A 19,584-nucleotide genomic window follows, 5' to 3' on the forward strand; every position below is an offset into this window, starting at 1 on the left:
GCAACACCTGTCCCATTGGTGTGTATTCGGCATCTGACGTAACCCGACGTACTGCACAAATGCAACGTCGGAGATCGAGTTTTGTTTCGGAGGTGGCGTGCTGCTATCGTCGTCCAGTCGCCGGACACACCCAGTTCGACGACATGCCCACCGGAACTCCGGTGGCCACGGGCGAGTGGCGGAATGGCAGACGCGCTGGCTTCAGGTGCCAGTGTCCTTCGGGACGTGGGGGTTCAAGTCCCCCTTCGCCCACCATGAGTGAGTTAAAAGGTCAGGTTGCACGCAGCGACCTGACCTTTTTCGTTTCCGGACCCGACGGATGGGTACCGTCCTGCTGTCGCTCGTACCGCTCCCCGGTCGGAGGGCAGAGACTCCGACGGACGATACGGTTCGCAACCATTCGGTCAGGAGGTGCGCAGTGTTCGAGAACCGCGACCGCGACCCCGACGGTCGCGCCCGTCAGGCCCGGCCGCGCGACGAGCTGGGGCGGCCGCTGCCGTACGGCGAGCGGGGCGTCGAACCCGTGTCCGAGGAGCCGTTGCCGCCCGACGAGACGATCGCGCTCGCGTGCCAACTGCTCGACGACGGGCGGCCGTTCTCCGCGCACGAGGTGTTCGAGACCCGCTGGAAGTCGTGTCCGCCGGAAGAGCGTCCGCTGTGGCAGGGGTTGGCCCAGCTCTGCGTCGGACTGACGCACCATCGTCGCGGCAATGCCGTCGGCGCCCGCCGACTTTACGACCGGGCGGCTGCGCGGCTGGAGGAGTACGAGCAGTCTCACGGACTGACGTACGGGATGGATCTCGCGGCGATCCGCGACCGTGCGTTCGCGGAGATCAACTCCGAGCCGGCCTGAACAGGGTCACGCCGTCCGGTAACGCAGCAGCGAGACGCCCAGCTCGAAACTCTTGGTGTCGACGAGCCGCAGTGTCGGGATCTCCAGGCCGTCCGGGAACAGACGCCGTCCCGACCCCTGGACGGTCGGGTAGACGAACAACCGGTATTCGTCGACGAGACCGGCGCTGATCAGGGTGTGGCACAGGCTGATGCTGCCGGTCACGACGATGTCCTTGCCATCGGCGTTCTTCAGCGCGGTGACCTCATCCACGACATCGCCGGACAGCACCGTCGAGTTCTGCCAGTCCGGGTCGGTCATCGTGCTCGACACCACGTATTTGTCGACGGTGTTCAGGTAGTCGGTGATCCCGGTGGCGTCCTCGGTCTGGCGCGGCCAGAAGCTGCGGAAGTCCTCGAAAGTCTGCCTTCCGACGAGCAGACCGTCGGCCTCGGCGTCCTGCCGGTGCGACTCGGCCATGAGGTCCGGCGCCTCGACGGTCGGGTCGAACCAGTCGGTCACCATCTCGATCGAGCCGTCTAGCGTCATGTTCTGGGTGATCGCCAGCGTGCGCATGCTTCTCCCGGGGGTCGTTGACGTTGTCTCCCAGATACCGACCGGCGGGCCGGTCGATAGTCATCGGAACGGCACGCTGTTAGCGCGGCGTCAGCTCGACGATGGCGAGTGGGCGCGTCGTCTTCTTCTGATAGCCGGCGTAGCGACCCTTGTTGACTTCATCGACGAGAACGAAGCGCCGGGCGTAGTCCGGGTCATCGGGGTAGGTCGCCCGCGCGGTGACCTGAATCCGACGACGACCCACCTGGACTTCGACGTTGGGGTGCGCCTTGAGGTTGGCGAGCCACCCCGGTGGTCGCGGCGATCCGCCGTTCGACGCGACCACCAGGTAGGCCTCGCCGTCGCGCGCATAGGTGAGCGCATTGCACCTGGCCTCCCCGGTGCGGCGGCCGATTGTGCGCAGCAGCAGCGTGGGATTGCCCATCAGCAGCCGGTGGCCGACGAGTCCGCCGGAATGCTCGTAGAGCCATTGGTGGGTCTGCAGCGCTCGGATGAACAGCGACGTCATGGGTCCACTATCGCCGCTCTGACCGTCGGCCGAAAGCTCAGCGGACACCCGGTCCCACCCCCACGCTCCCTCTAGTCGACAAACACGCAGGCCCGCTGGCCCGTTCTGCTCCCTGATCCGAAAGAGCCGCGGAACCACTGTCCCGCTCTGCTCCCTGAGGAGCGCCCGGAGCTTGCGGAGGGCGCGTCACGAAGGGTCTGCCACGCATCTCACCAAGACCCTTCGTGACGCTCGCAAGCTCGCTCCTCAGGGTGCGGGGGTCCGCTCGCAAGCTCGCTCCTCAGGGTGCGGGGGTCCGCTCGCAAGCTCGCTCCTCAGGGTGCGGGGGTCCGCTCGCAAGCTCGCTCCTCAGGGTGCGGGGGTCCGCTCGCAAGCTCGCTCCTCAGGGTGCGGGGGTCCGCTCGCAAGCTCGCTCCTCAGGGTGCGGGGGTCCGCTCGCAAGCTCGCTCCTCAGGGCGCGGGGGATACGCTCGCAAGCTCGCTGCTCAGGGGCGGGATGACACGGCTCCGTAAACTTCGGCGGCTCTCAGCTCGGGGAGCAGTGGCGCGCGTCAGCTGTCGCCGCTCGCCACCCGCGCTGCGAAGCCGGAGAGGTGGCTCCGCAATGCCTGAATGCGTTGTTGCCGAACGGTTTCGGGGTCGTCTGTGGAGAAGATGGCCGACGGCTTAGCGCGGACGTTCGCCGAACACTCGAAGTTCGAGCAGATCAACGTCCCGACCGTGTTGCCCTTGCGTCCCGCGGCGCCGGCGAGTTTCGCACTGAAGAAGGCGACCTCGTTGGGCAGGTGCACGTCCTCGCAGAACGAGCACAGGGGCCGGGTTCGCGGCTGGCGGCCACCGAGACGGAGCATGATGCCCACGACGTCGTCGTCGGTCGGGATGACCACGTATCCGACCATCGGTAGTTTCGGGTCGCGCCAGCCGACGAAATCGATTCGCTCCCAGTCGAAGTCGTCGAAGTCGGGTGGAAGGGTCACGCTCTTGCGTTCGCGCAGCGAGGCGTTGACGAACGACGAACGGATCTGGGTTTCGGTCAAGGAATGCATGAGTGGATACACCTCAGGTGTCGGAGGAGGAAAAAGAGTGCACGATTCGACCGGCGCGGTCCACAACTGCGGGGACGCGCGCCGATCGGAGCGGGTTAATCAACCGTCGGCGCGCACGACGCCGACGACCTCCTCACGCCCGGAGGGCGACACACTGACAGACACGAGGACCGATGGTGAACCGCCGAACCTTCGCTGTCAACTCGATTACGGCGACCGCGCGCTCACAAGATCCGTCCCCGCCCGAACCAAACGGCTGAGCGGGAACGGATCTCGTGAGCGACGACTATCAGGCAGCGAGGAGGCCCGCGATCCGCACCACCCGCTGCGCCATGTGTTCGAGCGCGGCCTTCGTCGCGTCGTCGAGCTCGTTCTTGTTCTCCGGACCCGTGACATGGGAGACGCCGTACGGGTTGCCGTCGGCGAACTTCAGTCCGTCCGTGTACCCGGGCGGGACGAGGATGCCGCCGAAGTGCATCAGCGATGTGTAGAGAGCGGTGAGGGTAGTCTCTTGCCCGCCGTGGGCGGTGTTGCTGGAGGTGTAGGCGGCGTAGGCCTTGTCGGCGAGCTTGCCCTCGGCCCACAGTCCCCCGAGAGAGTCGATGTATGTCTGGAACGGCGAAGCAGTGCTGCCGAACCGCGTCGGGCTCCCGAAGATGACGCCGTCTGCCCAGACGATGTCGTCGCCGGTCGCGGCGGGTAGGTCCTTGGTGGCCTCGTAGTTGGCCGACCAGGCCGGGTTCTCGGCGAACGTCTGCGGGTCCCGGGTTTCGGCAATGTGGCGGACTCGGACCTCGGCACCGGCGGATTCAGCGGCATCCGACAGCACCTGTGCCATCGCAGTGCCGTGTCCGGTGGCCGAGTAGTAGATGATCGCCAGCTTGGTCATGTGTACTCCCGTCTCGGTGATTGGCATGTGCCACCGACGGGTACCCACGAGCCGTGAGTCGACACCCACGCGCATACCGGGTACTCGTCGTGGACGGGATTCGTAGCCCCGTCCCGAACGGATAGTTGCGCGATGCTGTTCATCGGCACCTCCGGCTGGCAGTACCGGGACTGGCGCGGTGCCTTCTATCCCGAGAAGCTCCCGCAACGGTTGTGGTTGGACTACTACGCGCAGCGGTTCCCGACCGCCGAGGTCAACAACACCTTCTACCGGTTGCCCGAGCGGAAGGCGTTCGAGCGCTGGGCCGAGACGGTCCCCGCCGACTTCCGGATGGCCGCGGAGATGAGTCGCTATCTGGGGCACATCAAACGGCTCAACGAGCCGGCCGAACCGGTCCAGCGGTTCCTCGATCGGTCGGCCGGGCTCGACGGCCGGCTGGGACCGGTGCTCCTCGGAGTTGCCGCCCACTCTCCGCGCCATCCCCGACGCCCTCGACGAGACGCTCGCGAGGTTTCCGACGTCGGTGCAGGTCGCCGTCGAACCCCGGCGCGAGTCCTGGTGGTGCGACGAGACAAGGACGGTCCTCGAGCGGCACAACGCGGCGCTGTGCTGGGCCGACCGGAAGAACCGAATCCTCAACCCTCTTTGGCGCACAGCCGATTTCGGATACCTGCGCCTTCACGACGGGACGTCTCGACGACCGATGAGCTAGGGAACCCGGGCGATCGACAGTTGGTTACGCCGTCTGTCGGAGTCCTTCGACGATTCGTGTGACGTCTACGTCTACTTCAACAACGACCCGGGATGCGCCGCGATCGACAACGCCGCCATCATGATCCGCCGCGCGCGACGCATGGGCACGACGGTGAAGACCGTCGGAGACTGACCCCATTGGCGGTCCGTCATTCGACGGAATCGGAGCGTCGGCCCGGTGGCGCCGCCCGCCGGTCTCGGTACGGTACGTGCATGTCGATCATCCTGATGCTCGCCGTCCTGCTCGTGCTGCTGGCGGTTCTCGGTGCCGGGATCGTCGGCATCGTCGTACTGGTGTCCCGTAAGTCGAAGAACTCGGCTGTCGACGCCGGACGGAATGGGATGGGTGGCTGGTACCCGGACCCGCAGTATCCGGACGTGGACCGGTACCACGACGGCCACGCCTGGACCGCTCACACGCGGCCCGCATCGGCGCAGACTAGTAGCCGGCCGGCTCACCTCGCGTGACCGGCGTCACCTCATTTAATTGGCATCTAAGGTGCCAATTTGTGTTCTACTTACGACATGCAACTGACGCGCTTCACCGACATCGGCCTCCGGGTCGTGATGCGGCTGGCCGTCTCGGGTCAACATGGCTCTGTTGCAACAGCTCTCACCACCAAGGATCTCGCCCGCGAACTCGCGGTCCCATACACACACGTCGCCAAGGTCGTCGGAAGGCTGTCGGAACTCGGCGTCGTACACGCTCGGCGCGGTCGAACCGGCGGGCTGACGATCACCGAACTCGGCCGCGATGCCCGCGTCGGGTGGCTCGCCCGTTCGCTCGAAGGTGACGGCGAGGTCGTGGAATGCGAAGGCGCACAACCCTGCCCGTTGCGCCACGCCTGCCGGCTCCGGGGGTCCCTCGCCCGAGCGGTCGCCGCATTCTATGAGAGTCTCGACTCCGAGACGGTCGCCGATCTCGCCCGCGAGCCGACGACCGCGGTGTTGCTGTCGCTGTCGTCCCGGCCGCCGCGGGACGGACCGGTATCCGAAGCTGCCGCACCCACAGCGACCTGACGCTGTAACCGCCTGCTGCGGTGGTGGTTTCGACAAGCTCAACCAGCGGGGGCGACGCTCGACCCGTCACACATTCTTCCTGCGCACCAACCCGATGAGCAGATGAACAAAGGAGTTCTCATGCTGTCTGACACCCAACGCGCGACGATCGCCGCCACGCTTCCCGCCGTCGAAGGGTCGCTTGCGGAGATCACCCCGCGCTTCTATCGCGGACTGTTCGCCGCGCATCCCGATCTGCTCGACAATCTCTTCAACCGCACGCACCAGAAGTCGGGTGATCAGCCGCAGGCCCTTGCCGGTTCGATAGCCGCGTTCGCTCGTCTCCAGCTCGAGCCCGACGTCCGTCGCCAGCGTTTCATCCTCGACCGCATCGCACACAAGCACGCCTCACTCGGGGTCACAGCCGATCAGTATGCCGTTGTGCACGAGCATCTTTTCGCTGCGATCGTCGAAGTGCTCGGCGCTGCGGTCACTCCCGACGTCGCGGATGCCTGGGATCAGCTGTACTGGGACATGGCCGACCTGCTCATCGCATCGGAAGCCGAACTGTATGCCGCCGCCGACGTCGGTCCCGGGCAGGTCTGGCGTGAGGTCCGGGTCACCGACCGCGTGCAGGTCTCTCCCGACACGATCGCGCTGACCGTCGATGCAGTCGACGGTGATCTGCCGAGATTCCGACCTGGACAATACATATCGGTGCAGGTCCCCCTGGCCGACGGCGCCCGGCAGATCCGCCAGTACAGCCTCACGGGCTCGCCGGCGGAGTCGCGATGGCGGTTCAGTGTCAAACTCGCCGGCGAGGTGTCGGCGCATTTGCACGAGCACGTCTTCGAAGGTGACCTCCTCGATGTCAGCACGCCCTTCGGTGACCTGGTGCTGCCCGACGACGACGCTCCGCTCCTGCTCGCTTCGGCCGGGATCGGCTGCACACCTGTGATCGGGCTGCTCACCGCCCTGTCGGAGAAGCGCGACACCCGGCCGGTGACCGTCCTCCACGCCGACCGTTCGCGGGATCGTCAGCCGCACCGCGGCATGCTGGCTGCGCTGGTCGACTCGCTCCCGTCGGGCCGGCTGATCCAGTGGTACGAGAGCGCCTCGCCGCACGTCGTCTCGGACGCGATCCGCATCGGACAGATGACCCTCGACAACCTCGACGTCGAGAGGGATGCTCACATCATGCTCTGCGGTCCCACCGGATTCCTGTCGTCGATGCGTGAGGCCTTCGTCGGTCGCGACGTCGACGAGAGCCGGATTCACTACGAGACATTCGGACCGGAACTGCTCCGGACCGGCGCCCGATGAGCACCGCGGGCGCGGTGGTGACCGCGCTGACCTTCTTGTGGCTCGGAATGGTGTTCGCCATCTCGTTCATCGAGGCGCCGCTCAAGTTCCGTGCCCCCGGGGTGACTCTGCCCATCGGTCTCGGCATCGGCCGGTTGGTGTTCCGGGCGCTGAATGCGGCTGAGATCGTCTGGGCGGTCGGCATTCTGATCGCGGTTGTGTGGGGCTCGTGGTCCGGCGCTGCCGTGCCGATCACCGCCGGTGTGGCGATTGCCGCGCTCGCCGTTCAGTTGGTGGCCGTCCGACCGGCACTGACCAAGCGATCCGACGCAGTGCTCGCCGGACACGACGGACCTCGAAGTCACGCCCACCTCGTCTACGTCGGCTTCGAGGTCCTGAAGGTCGTCGCGCTCGTGTGGCTCGGCGCCGCCGTGCTGATCGGTGCTAGCTGATCCCTCCCCAATCCGGAAGAACGACAAGACCATTGATCCCTGAGGTGCGAGGAGCGCAAGCGACCCACCCCCTGCTTCCTGAGGTGCGAGGAGCGCAAGCGACCCACCCCCTGCTCCCTGAGGTGCGAGGAGCGATAGCGACGAGCCACGAAGGGTTTGGCGACGCACCTCACCAGGACCCTTCGTGACGGCCTCCGCAAGCTCCGGCCTCCTCAGGGAGCAGGGGGTGGCGCCTCCGCAAGCTCCGGCCTCCTCAGGGAGCAGAAGTTGGCTCGCTTCGCTCGCACCTCAGAATTGTCGTACCCACGGCATAGCGTGTGCACGACTGACACCGGGACGAGGGGACTTCGATGCCGAGCAGGATCGCTGCATTTCAGAACCACGACGCTGCGACGCTCACCGGTTATCTCGAAGTGTGTGAGGACCAGTGGGAGAACTGGCAGAGTCGAGCAAACGGCGCCCGGTTGGTAGCAGCCGATTCGCGGACCATCCGGTTCTACGACGACGAGGCCGCGTACTGGAGCCACTTCGCGGAGATGCTCCGTTCCGCGATTGCCGAGGTGGAGGCGTCGACTCGACGAGCAAGGCGCCGACGACCGGCGTGACGTACCGGAGCTGACCACGCCGGGGTCCACCCCCGCCAGGCCGCATCCGAAAAATCTTGGCGCAGCGTCGTCTCCGGGTCGTCCATCTGGTAAGTTGGGTCACACCCTCCACGATCGGAAGATGTTGTGACGGAAGCGAATAAGTCGGCCCGGCGACCGGCGTACCAGGTCGTGGCCGATGCGCTCCGGGTGCGCATCCTGGCGGGAGAACTGACCCCCGGTACGCGGTTGCCACCCGACACAGAGTTGCGGGCCGAGTTCGGCGTGGGGCAGAGCACCGTCCGCGAGGCCATCCGGTCGCTCGCCAGCGAGAATCTCGTCCACACGACGCGCGGGGTCACCGGTGGAACGTTTGTCGCCACCCCCGACATCAGCCAACTGAGCGCTCACCTCGAAGCCGGGGTCACGCTGCTGGCGGCGGCCGAGGGCGTGACTGTCGACCAACTGATGGAGGTCCGGCAGCTCACCGAGGTCCCGGCCGCCGGCGTGGCCGCGTACCGCCACACCGACGCACACCTGGAAGAGTTGCGCGCCACCATCTTCGACGCCTCGGGCGAGATCGGTCCGGAGGTGTATGCGAACAACCAGGAGTTCCACCGCGTGCTGCTCCGGGCCGCCGACAACCCGCTGCTCGACCTCATCACCGTTCCGGTCTTCCGTGTGATCGGCAGCCGCTTCAGCCGCGACGCCGCTCCCGAGGACTTCTGGAAGTGCGTCGACGAGGACCACCGCGCCATCCTCGACGCTGTTGAGAAGAGGGACTCCATGACCGCGATGACCCTCATGCGCCGCCACCTCGACCATCTGGGTGACGTCTACAAACAGATGGACCTGCTCAGGCGCCAGGGTTGAGCAGGCTCAGCCGCTCGAGCTCATCAGACACCCACCCGCACCGGCGGGAGTCGTCGATGCCAGTCGGTGTGTGCCTGAAACTGCTCGGCGAGAGCGAACAGGGTTCCCTCGCCGCCCTTGGCCGCGGTGAGCTGGGCCCCGATGGGCATGCCGGACGGGTGCACCCCCACCGGCAGCGCCAGCGTCGGGCCGTCGTGCAACGACCACGGATAGGTGAGCTGCCCCATTCGACGGGCCTGCGCCACAACGGCTTCGCCGCCACCTAGCTGCGGGACGTCTCCGGGCATGGCCGGGGTGAGGACCACATCGACCTCGTCGAACAGCTCGGCCGTCCCGGCACGGAACACATCCCGCAGTCGGCGGGCGCCGGTCACCTGATCGTCGGAGATGTTCAGCCCAAGCCGGATTCGCTCGCGTGTCGCGGGCTGGAATCGACTCGGCTCGTCGCGCAGCCGCTCCGCGTGAATCTTGGCCAGATCCGAATAGATGAGGGTGTACACGACGTCCTGAGCGGTCTCGCTGTGGCGCACCGGGACGTTCTCGACGCGGTGGCCGAGTTCGCGAAGCAGGTCCGCGACACCCGCCACGGCATCGCGTACGGCCGGATCCACGTCGTCGGTGACGAACGGCCACGGCACCGAGATCCGCAGCGGCCCGGTCCGCAACGGTGCCGGGTCGGCGCCGGCGAGCACCGCGTAGGCGTCCCGCAGCTGGGAGGCCGATCGTGCCAGTGGACCGACGGTGTCGAAATCCGCGCTGACCGGGAAGATCCCGGACATGTCGAGCACGCCGACCGAAGGCCGCAGACCGGTGACGCCACAGCACGCGGCGGGCAGGCGGATGGATCCGCCCGTGTCGGTACCGAGCGAGACGTCGACGACTCCCGCCGCCACCGCGACACCGGAACCGCCGCTCGATCCGCCCGGCACACGCGTCGGGTCCCACGGGTTCACCGGCCCGCCCGAGGCCGAATTCTGACTCGTCACACCGACCGCGAACTCGGCGAGGTTCAACGTCGAGGTGATCGTCGCACCCGCACGCTTCAACGCACCGACACAGACTGCATCGGACTCCGCCACCCGGTCGGCGAAGTACTCCGACCCACAGGTGGACGGCACCCCGCCGACCTCGATGTTGTCCTTCACACCGATCCGCACCCCGGACAGCGGGCCGGACTCAACCCCGGGGTCGACGCCGAGCTCCTCGGGCACCCACGAGATGACCGTGTTCAAATGCTCAGCGAGAGAGACGATTTCGGCAGAGGAAGTCCCGCCCGCGCCGGGAGCGGAACGAGCGGGCGGAATGCCACCGACGCCGGAAGGGCCGGCGACAGAATCACCGGCCCTTCCTGTCGAACTGTTCAGGACGCCACCCGCGACGAGCGCAGCTGCTCGGTGGCCGCTGCGTCGACCGTCCAGTCGTCGGTGTTCACGACGACACCGTAGTCCTGGCGTGCCTCCTCGGCGGTGAGGTACTCGTCCCACACGTCGGAGAGGACGGCGAACGGGTCGCGCAGGAACGGATCGCCGAAGCCGCCGCCCGACGGCATCCGGATCTCGAGACGCTCGCCCTCGCGGATGACCTCCTGGGTCACCTTGGAGAACAGCACCTCCTCGTCCGGGGTACCGGGATTGCGGACGAAGGATCCCGACGCGCCGTCGCCGCCGCCGAGAGCGCCGGCGGGCGGGTCGGTCCGGTTGTCGGCTTCCGACCCCAAGAAGGTGTCGGTCTGCATGTACCAGGTCCGCACGCTGCCGATGCCGCCGCGCCACTGCCCGGGAGCCGGTGACTCGTCGCGGAGTTCGTAACGCTCGGCACGCATCGCGTGGTTGAGCTCGAGTTCCTCGATCGGGTTATTACGAGTATTGGCCATCAGGGCGTCGACGGCGTCCATGCCGTCCTTGCCGTTACGGGCGCCGTAGGAACCCTCGTTGATCTCGATGTACACCCAGTACGACTCGCCGTCCTCGGCCAGACCGGAGTAGGCGATCGCGCACAGGGCGGCCGACGAACCGGCGATCGCCCGCTCGGGCAGCACCGGCGCGAGCGCCAGGTTGATCGAGTCGAAGATGCGGTTCACCTGGGAGAAGCGTGCAAAGCACGACGCCGGGAAGTCCGGGTTGAAGATCGTGCCCTCCGGCGCGTAGGCGCGCACCGGACGGAAACAACCGTCGTTCTGCGGGACGAACTCCTCGGTGAGGTGCTCGTCGAGCAGGATCGTGCGGATGGCGCTGACCGCGACCGGCAGCACCGAACCCTCGAACGGCACGTTGAACGCGGTCGGCACCTGGTCGTTCGAGCCGGTGAGGTCGATGAGGACGTCTTCGTCCTCGACCTGCACGCGCACCGCGACCTTCAGCGGCACACCGCGGTTCTTGCCGTCGTCGTCGAGATAACCGATCGGTGCTTCGTAGCTGCCGTTGGGGATCTGACGGATCCGGCTGCGCAGCATCTCTTCCGAGTAGTCCATCCACCGGTCGGCGGCGGACATCACGACGTCGAGGCCGTACTTCTCGAGCAGCTCGACGAACCGCTTCTCGCCGATTCGCGAGCACGCGATGAGGGCCTCGAGGTCGCCACGGTTCTGCTCGGGGGTACGCACGTTGTCCAGGATGTGCTGGATCAGCATGTCGTTGCGGACGCCGCCGTCGTAGATCTTCATCGAGTCCATCAGCTTGCCCTCGGCCCAGACGTCGACGACGTCCATGCACAGGCCGGGGAAGTTGCCGCCGATGTCGGAGACGTGTCCGGTGCAACCCGCGAAACCGATGTGCTCACCCTCCCAGAAGATCGGGATGATCACGCCGTAGTCGGGGGAGTGCGCCGCACCGTGATACGGGTGGTTGTGCAGGATCACGTCACCCGGCTTGTAGGTCCCGGCGAGCTTGCGATTCACGCCACGGATGTAGGCGGGGATCGAACCGCAGTGCATCGGAGTCGAATCCGACTCGCACAGTTCGCGACCGTTGACGTCGAAGATGCCCGCGCCGAGATCCTCGGACTCGCGGATCAGGCTCGAGTACGCCATCCGGTAGAGGACCTGGGCCATCTCCTTGGCCATCGAGTTCAGCGCACCACCGATGACGCGCAGCGTGATCGGGTCGACCTCGACGGTGTTCCATGTCCGGTTCGCCTCGGCGGCAAGCGAAACGCCGTCCGTGGGCATCAGGGCCTTCGCCATGTCAGGCGCTCCTCTCGATGATGATGTGGCCCACGGCGTCGACCGTGGCCTTCTGTCCGATGCCGACGATGGTCGTCGAGTCGAACTGCTGGACGATGGCCGGGCCCTCGAAGGTGTTGCCCGCCTTGAAGAGTGCGCGATCGTAGACGGGGGTGTCGACCCATTCCGGATCAGCCGAATCGTTCTTCCAGAAGAGCGCGCGGGTGGTCTTCTTGATCGCGGCCGAGGCGTCCGCGTCGCCCTTCTCGATCTCGGCGATACGGATGTGCTCGACCGCGCCGACACCGGTCACGCGGATGTTGACCAGCTGGACCGGCTTGTCGTCGAAGCGCTGCGAGTAGGTGCGGCCGTGCACCTCGTGGAAGGTGGCCGCGGTCTGCTCCACCCAGTCGGCGGTGATGTCCCCGGCGGGTGCGGGCACCCGGAGTTCGTAACCCTGTCCGACATAACGGCAGTCGACGCTGCGCTCGAGGGTGATCGCGTCCTCGGCGATGCCGTCGGCCCGAAGCTGGGCCACGGCCTGCTCGGACAGCCGGTCCATCTCACGACGCAGCAGGTCGAGGTCGGGCTCGGCCGACGAGGTCCACACGGTGGTGGGGACCTCATAGCGGACGTCGGTGGTCAGCAGGCCGACCGCCGAGGTGATCCCGGGATGGCCAGGGACGATGACGCGTGGGATGCCCAGGTGCTCGGCGATCTGCCAGGCGTAGAGCGGCCCGGCGCCGCCCTCCGCGACCAGCGAGAACTCACGCGGGTCATAGCCTTTGCGGACCGAGTGCAGCGAGATGGCCTCGGTCATCGAATGGGCGAGGATCTGGAAGATGCCCATGGCGGCATGCTCGAGATCGGCGCCGAGCTTGTCGGCGATGTGGGTCCTGACCGCCTCGGTGGCGAGCTCCGGCTTGACCTCCATGGTTCCCGACAGGAAGCTGTCGGCGCCCAGCCAGCCCATGACCACCATCGCGTCGGTGGATGTGGGCTCGGTGCCGCCGCGGTTGTAGCAGGCCGGTCCGGGCATCGCGCCCGCGCTGCGCGGCCCGACGCGGAACATGCCGCCCTCGTCGATGCTGGCGATCGAGCCGCCGCCGGCGCCGATGGTGTCGACCTCGGCCATCGGGACCATCGCGTGGTAGTCGCCGATGCGGGTGTCGAGCAGGTGCTTCATGCGGAGCTTGCCGTCAGGCGCGACGCCGATGTCGGCGGAGGTGCCGCCGACGTCGAGGGTGATGACGCTCGGATAGCCCGACGCCTTGCCGATGAAGCAGCCGCCGAGCAGACCTGCGACGACGCCGCTGGTCAGGAGCGAGACGGGCACCTCGCTCGCGCTGCGGGAGGTGACCAGTCCGCCGGCGGAGGTCATCAGGTGGACGTCCTCGCCCACCTGGGCGGCCTTCGCCTTGCCGGCCAGGTTCTCGATGTAGCGCGAGGTCTTGGGACCGACGAAGGCGTTGAGAGCCGTTGTGGAGAACCGCTCGTACTCGCGGTACTGGGACGCGACGTCGCTGGAGAGCGAGACGAACACGCCGGGGTACTCCTCGGCGATGATCTCGCGGACGCGACGCTCGTGCGTCGGGTTGCGGTAGGCGTGCAGGAACGCAACCGCGATGGCCTCGACGCCGCGCTCACGGAGCAGCGCGACCTCGCGTCGGACGGCGTCCTCGTCGAGCGGGGTCAACACGTTGCCGGCCGCATCCATCCGCTCGGCCACGGTCCGCCGGTTGCGGCGGGGCACGAGTTGCCACTTCTGCCAGGGCAGATCCTGATAGTTGGAGTAGTTCAGGGGGCGCTTCTTACGCGCGATGTGCAGGAGGTCCCGGAACCCGTCGGTGGTGATCATGCCGACGTCGCTGCCGTTGTGCTCGAGCACGATGTTGGTGGCCACGGTGGTGCCGTGGAAGAACATCTCGATGTCCGCGACGTCGATACCCGCGCGTTCGGCGAGCACCCCGATCCCGTCCATCGTGCCGATCGAGGGATCGTGGTTGGTCGACGGCGTCTTGTGCACCGTGACCGTCCCGTCGTCGTCCCACAGGACCAGGTCGGTGAACGTGCCGCCCACATCCACGCCGATTCGCTTCATCGAAACTCGCTTCCTCTTTTCATGCTGTCACCCGGGGCGGGGCGGTGTGGCCGCCGACGATGACCGGAGTGATCTGAGCCATAGATGCGCTCGGGAGCATCATGCAATACATCCGATGGTTTCGGCAACACTTAGGACGAATCTCAGCGAACGACCAGGAAGTAGGACACCTTGACGGCATAAAAATCAGAGGTTTATGGTGGGCCGCGTCACGGTGTCAGCCCGTTCTGCACGACGCCGCACCCCTCAGGAGGACCATTGACCACCCATCCCGCCACGCTCGGACGCTTCTTCGAGGACTACGTCGTGGGCGACGTCTACCAACACCCGATGGGCCGCACCATCACCGACACCGACAACGCATGGATCACGTGCCTGTCGATGAACACCAACCAGAACCACTTCAATGAGCACCTGGCCGCGACGAACCCCATCACCGACGGCAAGGTCATCGTGAACTCGGGCTTGACCATCGCCCTGGTGCTCGGACTCTCGGTCATCGACATGAGCCAGAACGCGGTGGCCAACCTGCAGTTCACCGACGTCAAGCTGGCCCACCCGGTGTACGTCGGCGACACCATCTACGCCGAGAGCATCTGCACCGACCTGCGTCTGTCGAAGTCGCGCCCCTACGCGGGGATCGTGTCGATGGTCACGCGCGGGGTCAACCAGGACGGTGAGGTCGTCATCTCCTGGAAGCGTTCGGTGATGGTCGCGACCCGCGAGAGCGGCATCGGCCAGAACTACTTCCCCGAGGTCAAGGCGCCGGCGCTCACCGAACTGACCGCCGGCAGCGCTACGGAGGCCGTCCGATGAGGCCGCTCGAGGACGTCCGGATCATCGCGATCGAGCAGTACGGCGCGGGCCCGTTCGGCAGCGTCCACCTCGCCGATCTCGGTGCCGATGTGCTCAAGATCGAAGAACCGAAGTCCGGCGGCGACGTCGGACGCTACGTCCCGCCGTACAACTCCGGCGAGGACTCACTGTTCTTCGAGACCTTCAACCGCAACAAGCGCAGCCTCTCTCTCGACCTCGGAACACCCGGCGGGCGCGGGGTTTTCGAGGATCTGGTGCGGACCAGCGACGCGGTGTACTCGAATCTGCGCGGCGACGTCCCGGCGAAGATGAAGATCACCTACGACGATCTCAAGCATTTGAACCCGGCGATCGTGTGCTGCAGTCTCACCGGCTTCGGCATGACGGGGCCGCGGGCGAAACAGCCCGGCTACGACTACATCCTGCAGGGCCTTGCGGGCTGGATGGACCTCACCGGTGACCCGGACGGACCGCCCACCAAATCCGGTCTGTCCCTTGTGGATTTCTCCGGCGGGTTCGTCGCCGCCCTGAGTCTGCTGGCCGGTCTGCACGCCGCACGACGCGACGGGGTCGGCGGTGACTGCGACGTCTCGCTGTACGACACCGCGGTCTCGATGCTCACCTACCCGGCGGCCTGGCACCTCAACGCCGGATACCGTCCCGGCCGGACCAAGAACTCCGCTCATCCCTCGCTCGTCCCGTTCCAGGCGTTCGAGGCCGCCGACGGCTGGTTCGTCGTCGGCTGCGCCAAGGAGAAGTTCTGGGTTCGTCTCACCGAGGCGATCGGCCTGGCCGAACTACTCGACGACCCGCGGTTCACCGACTTCGCCGCACGCGGTCAGCACAAGGACGAACTTCTCCCGTTGCTGGAGAAGCGGTTTGCCGAGGGCACCGTCGAGCACTGGGTGGAGGTGCTCACCATCGCGGGCGTGCCCACCGGACCGATCAACGACGTCGAACAGGCCCTCACCGAGGAGCACACCCTCGCACGCGGACTCATCGCGACGACCGAACACGAGGTGTGGGGTGAGGTCCGCCAGGTCACGTCACCGGTGCGCTTCGGCGCCGAGCAACCCGAGTATCGTCGGGCACCACATCGCAACGAGAACTTCGACGAGGTGATGAGCCTGTTGGGATACAGCGCGGACGACATCCGGGGTCTCGTCGACGGCGGTGCGTTCGGTGCCGTCGCCCAACAGGCCAAGCCGTGACCGCCCGCCGACTCGCGAGTTGGGCTGCCGGCCTGAGCCTCGACGCCATTCCGGAGAAGACCCGGCGCGCCGCGCTCCGGCACCTCCTCGACGGTCTCGGCAACGGGATCGGTGCCCGACGCCGTGACCAGGGCGGGCCGGGACTGTCCGTGGCGCGCGGCCTCGGCGGTCCGGCGCAGGCACATCCACTCGGGGACGCCGAGGCGATCTCCGCACCCGCGGCGGCCTTCGCGAACGGTGTGCTGATGCACGCGCTCGACTTCGACGACACACACGCCGGCGCTCTCGTGCATCCGACGACCGTTGTGGCGCCCGCGGTTCTCGCAGTCGCCGAAGAGGTCGGCGCCACCGGAGCGCAGGCGGTGACCGCACTGGTCGCCGGGCTCGAGGTCGCGTGTCGCCTGGGTGCGGCGGCTCCGCACGGGTTTCATGCCCGGGGCCTGCACGCGACCGCAGTGGTCGGACCCCTCGCCGGGGCCGTGGCCGCCGGACTCCTCTACGGTGCCGACGCCGACGTGCTCACCGATGCGATCGGTATCGCGGCGTCGTCGTCGGGCGGGTTGCTGGAGTTTCTCGACACCGGCGCGAACACCAAGACCCTTCACCCGGGCAACGCCGGTTTCAGCGGCGTGCTGGCCGCGCGGCTGGCCGTGGCGGGGGCGAGCGGACCGGAGTCGGTGCTCGAGGGGCGACGTGGCCTGTACCGCGCGCTCGCCGACCGCGACATCGACCCGGACACCATCGTCGCTCACCTCGGAACCCGTTGGGAGAGCGCCACTATCGGGATCAAGCCGTACCCGAGCTGCCAGCTCATGCACGCCTCGCTCGACGCCGTGGCCGCCGCCCTCGCGACCGCGCGGGAGGACGGCGTCGACCCAGCGCCGCAACGGATCACGAGTATCTCCGTCGATGTACACCCCGACAGCCTTGACATCGTCTGCGGACCCGGGACCGGGACCCGCGCACCGCGCAGCGTCTACGACGCGAAGTTCGACCTCCCGTGGAGCGTCGCCGCACTGGTCCACGACGGTGCGGTGACCGTCGACACCTACGCCGAACACTCGATCGCGCGATCCGAGGTCGCGACGACCGCCGGTCTCGTCGAGGTCGTCTCTGTACCCGATGACCGCCCGGCCGCCGACGCCGCCGGCCGGGCGGTCATCACCTTCGAGGACTCCACGCGCGTCGTCGGCGAGGTCCCGTGCAGCCGCGGGACGTCGGGACAGCCCATGGACGACGACGCGGTCGCCGAGAAGTTCCGGGGCAACACCGGCGGGGGAGACCACACCGAAGCTCTCGTCGACGCGGTCTTCGGTCTGTGCGACGCACCGTCGGTGGCGCCGCTCACCGAACTCGCGGCCGCCATCGTCGCGGCCGGCTGAACGCTCGCCCCTGCCCGGGATCTCCCGGCCTTTCATCCTCACAGTACGGAGAACACAATGGATTTCAGCTTCACCGAGGAACAGCGCGACTTCCGCGCCGCCCTGCGTCAGCTCGTCGACAAGGAGATCATCCCGGTCGCCAACGAGTGGGAACGCACTGGTCGCTATCCGACCGAGATCGTCGACCGGTTGCGTGAGATGGGTCTGTTCGGGATCACCACACCCGAGGAGTACGGCGGCCTCGAACTCGACATGGTGTCGTTCACGCTCGTGTACGAGGAACTCGCGCGTGGCTGGATGGGCATCGCCGGCATCCTGGGCAGCCACAATCTGTCCTGCTGGATGATCGCGCGCCACGGCACCGACGAGCAGAAGGCACAGTGGCTCCCACGCCTGGCGAGCGGTGAGTGCCGCACCGGCATCGGCCTCACCGAACCGGGGGCCGGGACCGACCTGCAGGGCATCAAGACCACCGCCACCAAGGACGGCGACGACTACGTCATCCGCGGCACCAAGACCTGGATAACAAACGCTCGGCACGCGAATGTGCTTCCGGTGCTGGTGAAGACGGACCCGACCGCCACTCCGGCACACAAGGGCATGAGCATCCTGCTGGTGGACACCACGACTCCCGGCTTCGAGGTCCAGCGTGACATGGGCAAGCTCGGCTACAAGGGCACGGAGTCGTGCGAGATCTTCCTCGACGAGGTGCGCGTCCCGCAGTCGACGCTGCTCGGCGGCGTCGAGGGTCGCGGTATGCAACAGGCCCTGTCGGGCCTCGAGATCGGGCGCCTCAACATCGCCGGACGCAGTGTCGGGATCGCCCAGGCGTCCTACGACGCAGCGTTGAACTACTCGCGGGAACGGACCGCGTTCGGCAAGCCGATCTCGGACTTCCAGGCGATCCAGCTCAAGCTCGCCGACATCGCCACCCAGCTGCAGGCCGCCCGCTTGATGACGTATTGGGCTGCGGCGAAGGCGGATTCGGGCGCTCGCGTCGACGGTGAGGCCGGCATGGCCAAGTACTTCGCGTCCGAGACGGCGATCTCCGCAAGCCTGGAGGCGATGCGGATCCACGGTGGTTACGGCTACTCGACGGAGTTCAACGTCGAGCGCTACTACCGCGACGCCCCGCTCATGTCCATCGGCGAGGGCACCAACGACATCATGCGCACCGTCATCGCCAAGGCCCTGGTCAACGGCACCGTCACCGTCGGATGACGCCGGCGCTGATCTTCCTGTACGTCCCGGGCGACCGGCCGGAGCGGTTCGACAAGGCGGCAGGTTCTGGCGCCGATGCGATTGTCCTTGACCTCGAGGACGCGGTCCCGCTCGCCGGGAAGGACACCGCGCGCATAGCGGTCGGCGAATGGCTGGCGAGCCGAGACCGTGCGGGTGTGCCCGCCTGGGTGCGGGTGAACCCGGGCCCCGAGTTGCTGGACGACCTGACCATGGCGGTCCGGGCCGGCGCCGACGGGGTCTGGCTGCCCAAGGTCGACGACGCGGCGACCCTCGACCGTGTGGACGGTCTGCTGACGGAACTGGAAACCGAGTTCGGCGGCCCGCGAACGCCGGTGTCGCCGCTCATCGAGACCGGTGCCGGCCTGTGCAACGCGGCCGCGATTGCAGCGGGCCCGCGGGTGGCGTTCGTCCAGATCGGCGAGGTCGACCTTGCCGCGGATCTGGGTGTCTCACCAGTGGTCGGCAACGAATTACTCTGGGCACGTTCGCAAGTGGTCGCAGCGTCGGCGGCGGCGAAGATCCGCCCGCCCCTGGCGGCGGCGTCGCCCTCGATCGGTGATGACGCCGCGTTCGAGGTCGAGACCAGGCAGCTGATCGGTCTCGGGTTCTTCGGACGGGCCTGCATCCATCCGCGTCAGATCGCGCCCGCGCGATCCGGCATGGCGCCATCCGAGTCCGAGGTGGCCACGGCTCGGGATGTCCTGTCCGCTTTCGACGCGGCCGGTGGTGGCGCGGCGACCGACAGCGCCGGCCACCTCATCGATGAAGCCGTCGCGCGGATCGCCCGGAGAACTCTCGCCCGGCAGCCAACGTAATATCGGTGACGCCGGGTCGGGGGACTCCGCGGTTCCCGCTCGG

The 19,584-nt window shown here is 67.2% G+C and carries 19 protein-coding genes, 1 tRNA gene and 1 pseudogene; 14 read left to right on the plus strand and 7 right to left on the minus strand.

Annotated features, from left to right (window positions below):
* Positions 1 to 169: 169 nt before the first annotated feature.
* Together B1818_RS22530 and B1818_RS22535 are read left to right on the plus strand one after the other, a co-directional pair.
* A tRNA-Leu gene (locus B1818_RS22530) sits at positions 170 to 255 on the plus strand.
* A gap of 163 nt (positions 256 to 418) precedes the next feature.
* Complete coding sequence (locus tag B1818_RS22535; protein WP_078114069.1) at positions 419 to 853, plus strand: DUF309 domain-containing protein; 435 nt, start codon at positions 419 to 421, stop codon at positions 851 to 853.
* 6 nt (positions 854 to 859) lie between these two features.
* Here the strand turns inward: B1818_RS22535 and B1818_RS22540 are convergent, their stop codons facing one another.
* The 4 genes from B1818_RS22540 to wrbA all read right to left on the minus strand — a co-directional run bounded on the left by B1818_RS22540 (position 860) and on the right by wrbA (position 3,851).
* Positions 860 to 1,408: a dihydrofolate reductase family protein gene (locus B1818_RS22540; protein ID WP_078114070.1), complete on the minus strand. Its 549-nt coding sequence runs from the start codon at positions 1,406 to 1,408 to the stop codon at positions 860 to 862.
* Between the two features lie 79 nt (positions 1,409 to 1,487).
* Positions 1,488 to 1,916 (minus strand): nitroreductase family deazaflavin-dependent oxidoreductase, encoded by a 429-nt coding sequence (locus tag B1818_RS22545; RefSeq protein ID WP_065630635.1) that lies wholly within the window; start codon positions 1,914 to 1,916, stop codon positions 1,488 to 1,490.
* 551 nt (positions 1,917 to 2,467) lie between these two features.
* Positions 2,468 to 2,962: an FBP domain-containing protein gene (locus B1818_RS22550; RefSeq protein WP_065630688.1), complete on the minus strand. Its 495-nt coding sequence runs from the start codon at positions 2,960 to 2,962 to the stop codon at positions 2,468 to 2,470.
* 289 nt (positions 2,963 to 3,251) lie between these two features.
* A complete protein-coding gene (gene wrbA / locus B1818_RS22555) occupies positions 3,252 to 3,851 on the minus strand; it encodes an NAD(P)H:quinone oxidoreductase (protein WP_058253059.1) in 600 nt (199 codons plus the stop codon).
* Positions 3,852 to 3,983: 132 nt separating this feature from the next.
* On the opposite strand from wrbA, the pseudogene B1818_RS22560 reads away from it, so the two are divergent.
* The 7 genes and pseudogenes from B1818_RS22560 (at position 3,984) to B1818_RS22590 (ending at position 8,814) form a co-directional block, all read left to right on the plus strand.
* Positions 3,984 to 4,737, plus strand: a pseudogene (locus B1818_RS22560) (DUF72 domain-containing protein).
* Between the two features lie 80 nt (positions 4,738 to 4,817).
* Positions 4,818 to 5,072, plus strand: a complete 255-nt coding sequence (locus B1818_RS22565; RefSeq protein ID WP_058253034.1) for a DUF2510 domain-containing protein — start codon at positions 4,818 to 4,820, stop codon at positions 5,070 to 5,072.
* A gap of 57 nt (positions 5,073 to 5,129) precedes the next feature.
* On the plus strand, positions 5,130 to 5,624 hold the full coding sequence (locus B1818_RS22570; protein WP_078114071.1) for an Rrf2 family transcriptional regulator: 495 nt from the start codon (positions 5,130 to 5,132) through the stop codon (positions 5,622 to 5,624).
* 120 nt (positions 5,625 to 5,744) lie between these two features.
* Entirely contained in the window at positions 5,745 to 6,926 is a 1,182-nt protein-coding gene (locus B1818_RS22575; protein ID WP_078114072.1) for a globin domain-containing protein, read from the plus strand.
* Positions 6,923 to 7,357, plus strand: coding sequence for a hypothetical protein (locus B1818_RS22580; protein ID WP_078114073.1), 435 nt, complete (start codon positions 6,923 to 6,925; stop codon positions 7,355 to 7,357). Before B1818_RS22575 ends, B1818_RS22580 begins: the two co-directional genes overlap by 4 nt.
* A 350-nt stretch (positions 7,358 to 7,707) precedes the next feature.
* Complete coding sequence (locus B1818_RS22585) at positions 7,708 to 7,962, plus strand: hypothetical protein (protein WP_078114074.1); 255 nt, start codon at positions 7,708 to 7,710, stop codon at positions 7,960 to 7,962.
* Between the two features lie 126 nt (positions 7,963 to 8,088).
* Complete coding sequence (locus B1818_RS22590; protein ID WP_058253039.1) at positions 8,089 to 8,814, plus strand: FadR/GntR family transcriptional regulator; 726 nt, start codon at positions 8,089 to 8,091, stop codon at positions 8,812 to 8,814.
* Positions 8,815 to 8,837: 23 nt separating this feature from the next.
* On the opposite strand, the gene B1818_RS22595 is transcribed toward B1818_RS22590, so the two are convergent.
* From B1818_RS22595 to B1818_RS22605, 3 genes are all read right to left on the minus strand, one after another.
* The gene (locus B1818_RS22595) at positions 8,838 to 10,046 is read right to left on the minus strand and encodes an amidase (RefSeq protein ID WP_078114075.1); all 1,209 of its coding nucleotides are present in this window, start codon (positions 10,044 to 10,046) and stop codon (positions 8,838 to 8,840) included.
* 128 nt (positions 10,047 to 10,174) lie between these two features.
* A complete protein-coding gene (locus B1818_RS22600; protein WP_078114076.1) occupies positions 10,175 to 11,995 on the minus strand; it encodes a hydantoinase B/oxoprolinase family protein in 1,821 nt (606 codons plus the stop codon).
* 1 nt (position 11,996) lies between these two features.
* Complete coding sequence (locus B1818_RS22605) at positions 11,997 to 14,075, minus strand: hydantoinase/oxoprolinase family protein (protein WP_078114077.1); 2,079 nt, start codon at positions 14,073 to 14,075, stop codon at positions 11,997 to 11,999.
* A gap of 258 nt (positions 14,076 to 14,333) precedes the next feature.
* On the opposite strand from B1818_RS22605, the gene B1818_RS22610 reads away from it, so the two are divergent.
* Genes B1818_RS22610 through B1818_RS22630 form a run of 5 tightly spaced genes read left to right on the plus strand, consistent with a single transcriptional unit; the run spans position 14,334 to position 19,541 of the window.
* Positions 14,334 to 14,891 carry a MaoC family dehydratase gene (locus B1818_RS22610; protein WP_078114078.1) on the plus strand — a complete coding sequence of 186 codons (558 nt, stop codon included), beginning with the start codon at positions 14,334 to 14,336 and terminating at the stop codon, positions 14,889 to 14,891.
* Positions 14,888 to 16,102 (plus strand): CaiB/BaiF CoA-transferase family protein, encoded by a 1,215-nt coding sequence (locus tag B1818_RS22615; RefSeq protein WP_078114079.1) that lies wholly within the window; start codon positions 14,888 to 14,890, stop codon positions 16,100 to 16,102. Before B1818_RS22610 ends, B1818_RS22615 begins: the two co-directional genes overlap by 4 nt.
* Positions 16,099 to 17,484: an MmgE/PrpD family protein gene (locus B1818_RS22620; RefSeq protein WP_078114080.1), complete on the plus strand. Its 1,386-nt coding sequence runs from the start codon at positions 16,099 to 16,101 to the stop codon at positions 17,482 to 17,484. Before B1818_RS22615 ends, B1818_RS22620 begins: the two co-directional genes overlap by 4 nt.
* A 57-nt stretch (positions 17,485 to 17,541) precedes the next feature.
* Entirely contained in the window at positions 17,542 to 18,705 is a 1,164-nt protein-coding gene (locus B1818_RS22625; RefSeq protein ID WP_078114081.1) for an acyl-CoA dehydrogenase family protein, read from the plus strand.
* On the plus strand, positions 18,702 to 19,541 hold the full coding sequence (locus tag B1818_RS22630) for a CoA ester lyase (RefSeq protein WP_078114082.1): 840 nt from the start codon (positions 18,702 to 18,704) through the stop codon (positions 19,539 to 19,541). Before B1818_RS22625 ends, B1818_RS22630 begins: the two co-directional genes overlap by 4 nt.
* Positions 19,542 to 19,584: the final 43 nt, after the last annotated feature.

Source organism: Gordonia sp. IITR100, assembly GCF_002009645.1.
GTDB classification, from domain to species: Bacteria; Actinomycetota; Actinomycetes; order Mycobacteriales; family Mycobacteriaceae; genus Gordonia; species Gordonia hongkongensis.

Excerpts from the sequence above, each read along its gene's own strand:
- B1818_RS22540 (WP_078114070.1), bottom strand. The coding sequence starts at position 1,408 with ATGCGCACGCTGGCGATCACCCAGAACATGACGCTAGACGGCTCGATC.
- B1818_RS22545 (WP_065630635.1), bottom strand. The coding sequence starts at position 1,916 with ATGACGTCGCTGTTCATCCGAGCGCTGCAGACCCACCAATGGCTCTAC.
- B1818_RS22550 (WP_065630688.1), bottom strand. The coding sequence starts at position 2,962 with ATGCATTCCTTGACCGAAACCCAGATCCGTTCGTCGTTCGTCAACGCC.
- wrbA (WP_058253059.1), bottom strand. The coding sequence starts at position 3,851 with ATGACCAAGCTGGCGATCATCTACTACTCGGCCACCGGACACGGCACT.
- B1818_RS22565 (WP_058253034.1), top strand. The coding sequence starts at position 4,818 with ATGTCGATCATCCTGATGCTCGCCGTCCTGCTCGTGCTGCTGGCGGTT.
- B1818_RS22570 (WP_078114071.1), top strand. The coding sequence starts at position 5,130 with ATGCAACTGACGCGCTTCACCGACATCGGCCTCCGGGTCGTGATGCGG.
- B1818_RS22575 (WP_078114072.1), top strand. The coding sequence starts at position 5,745 with ATGCTGTCTGACACCCAACGCGCGACGATCGCCGCCACGCTTCCCGCC.
- B1818_RS22580 (WP_078114073.1), top strand. The coding sequence starts at position 6,923 with ATGAGCACCGCGGGCGCGGTGGTGACCGCGCTGACCTTCTTGTGGCTC.
- B1818_RS22585 (WP_078114074.1), top strand. The coding sequence starts at position 7,708 with ATGCCGAGCAGGATCGCTGCATTTCAGAACCACGACGCTGCGACGCTC.
- B1818_RS22600 (WP_078114076.1), bottom strand. The coding sequence starts at position 11,995 with ATGGCGAAGGCCCTGATGCCCACGGACGGCGTTTCGCTTGCCGCCGAG.
- B1818_RS22605 (WP_078114077.1), bottom strand. The coding sequence starts at position 14,075 with ATGAAGCGAATCGGCGTGGATGTGGGCGGCACGTTCACCGACCTGGTC.
- B1818_RS22615 (WP_078114079.1), top strand. The coding sequence starts at position 14,888 with ATGAGGCCGCTCGAGGACGTCCGGATCATCGCGATCGAGCAGTACGGC.
- B1818_RS22625 (WP_078114081.1), top strand. The coding sequence starts at position 17,542 with ATGGATTTCAGCTTCACCGAGGAACAGCGCGACTTCCGCGCCGCCCTG.
- B1818_RS22630 (WP_078114082.1), top strand. The coding sequence starts at position 18,702 with ATGACGCCGGCGCTGATCTTCCTGTACGTCCCGGGCGACCGGCCGGAG.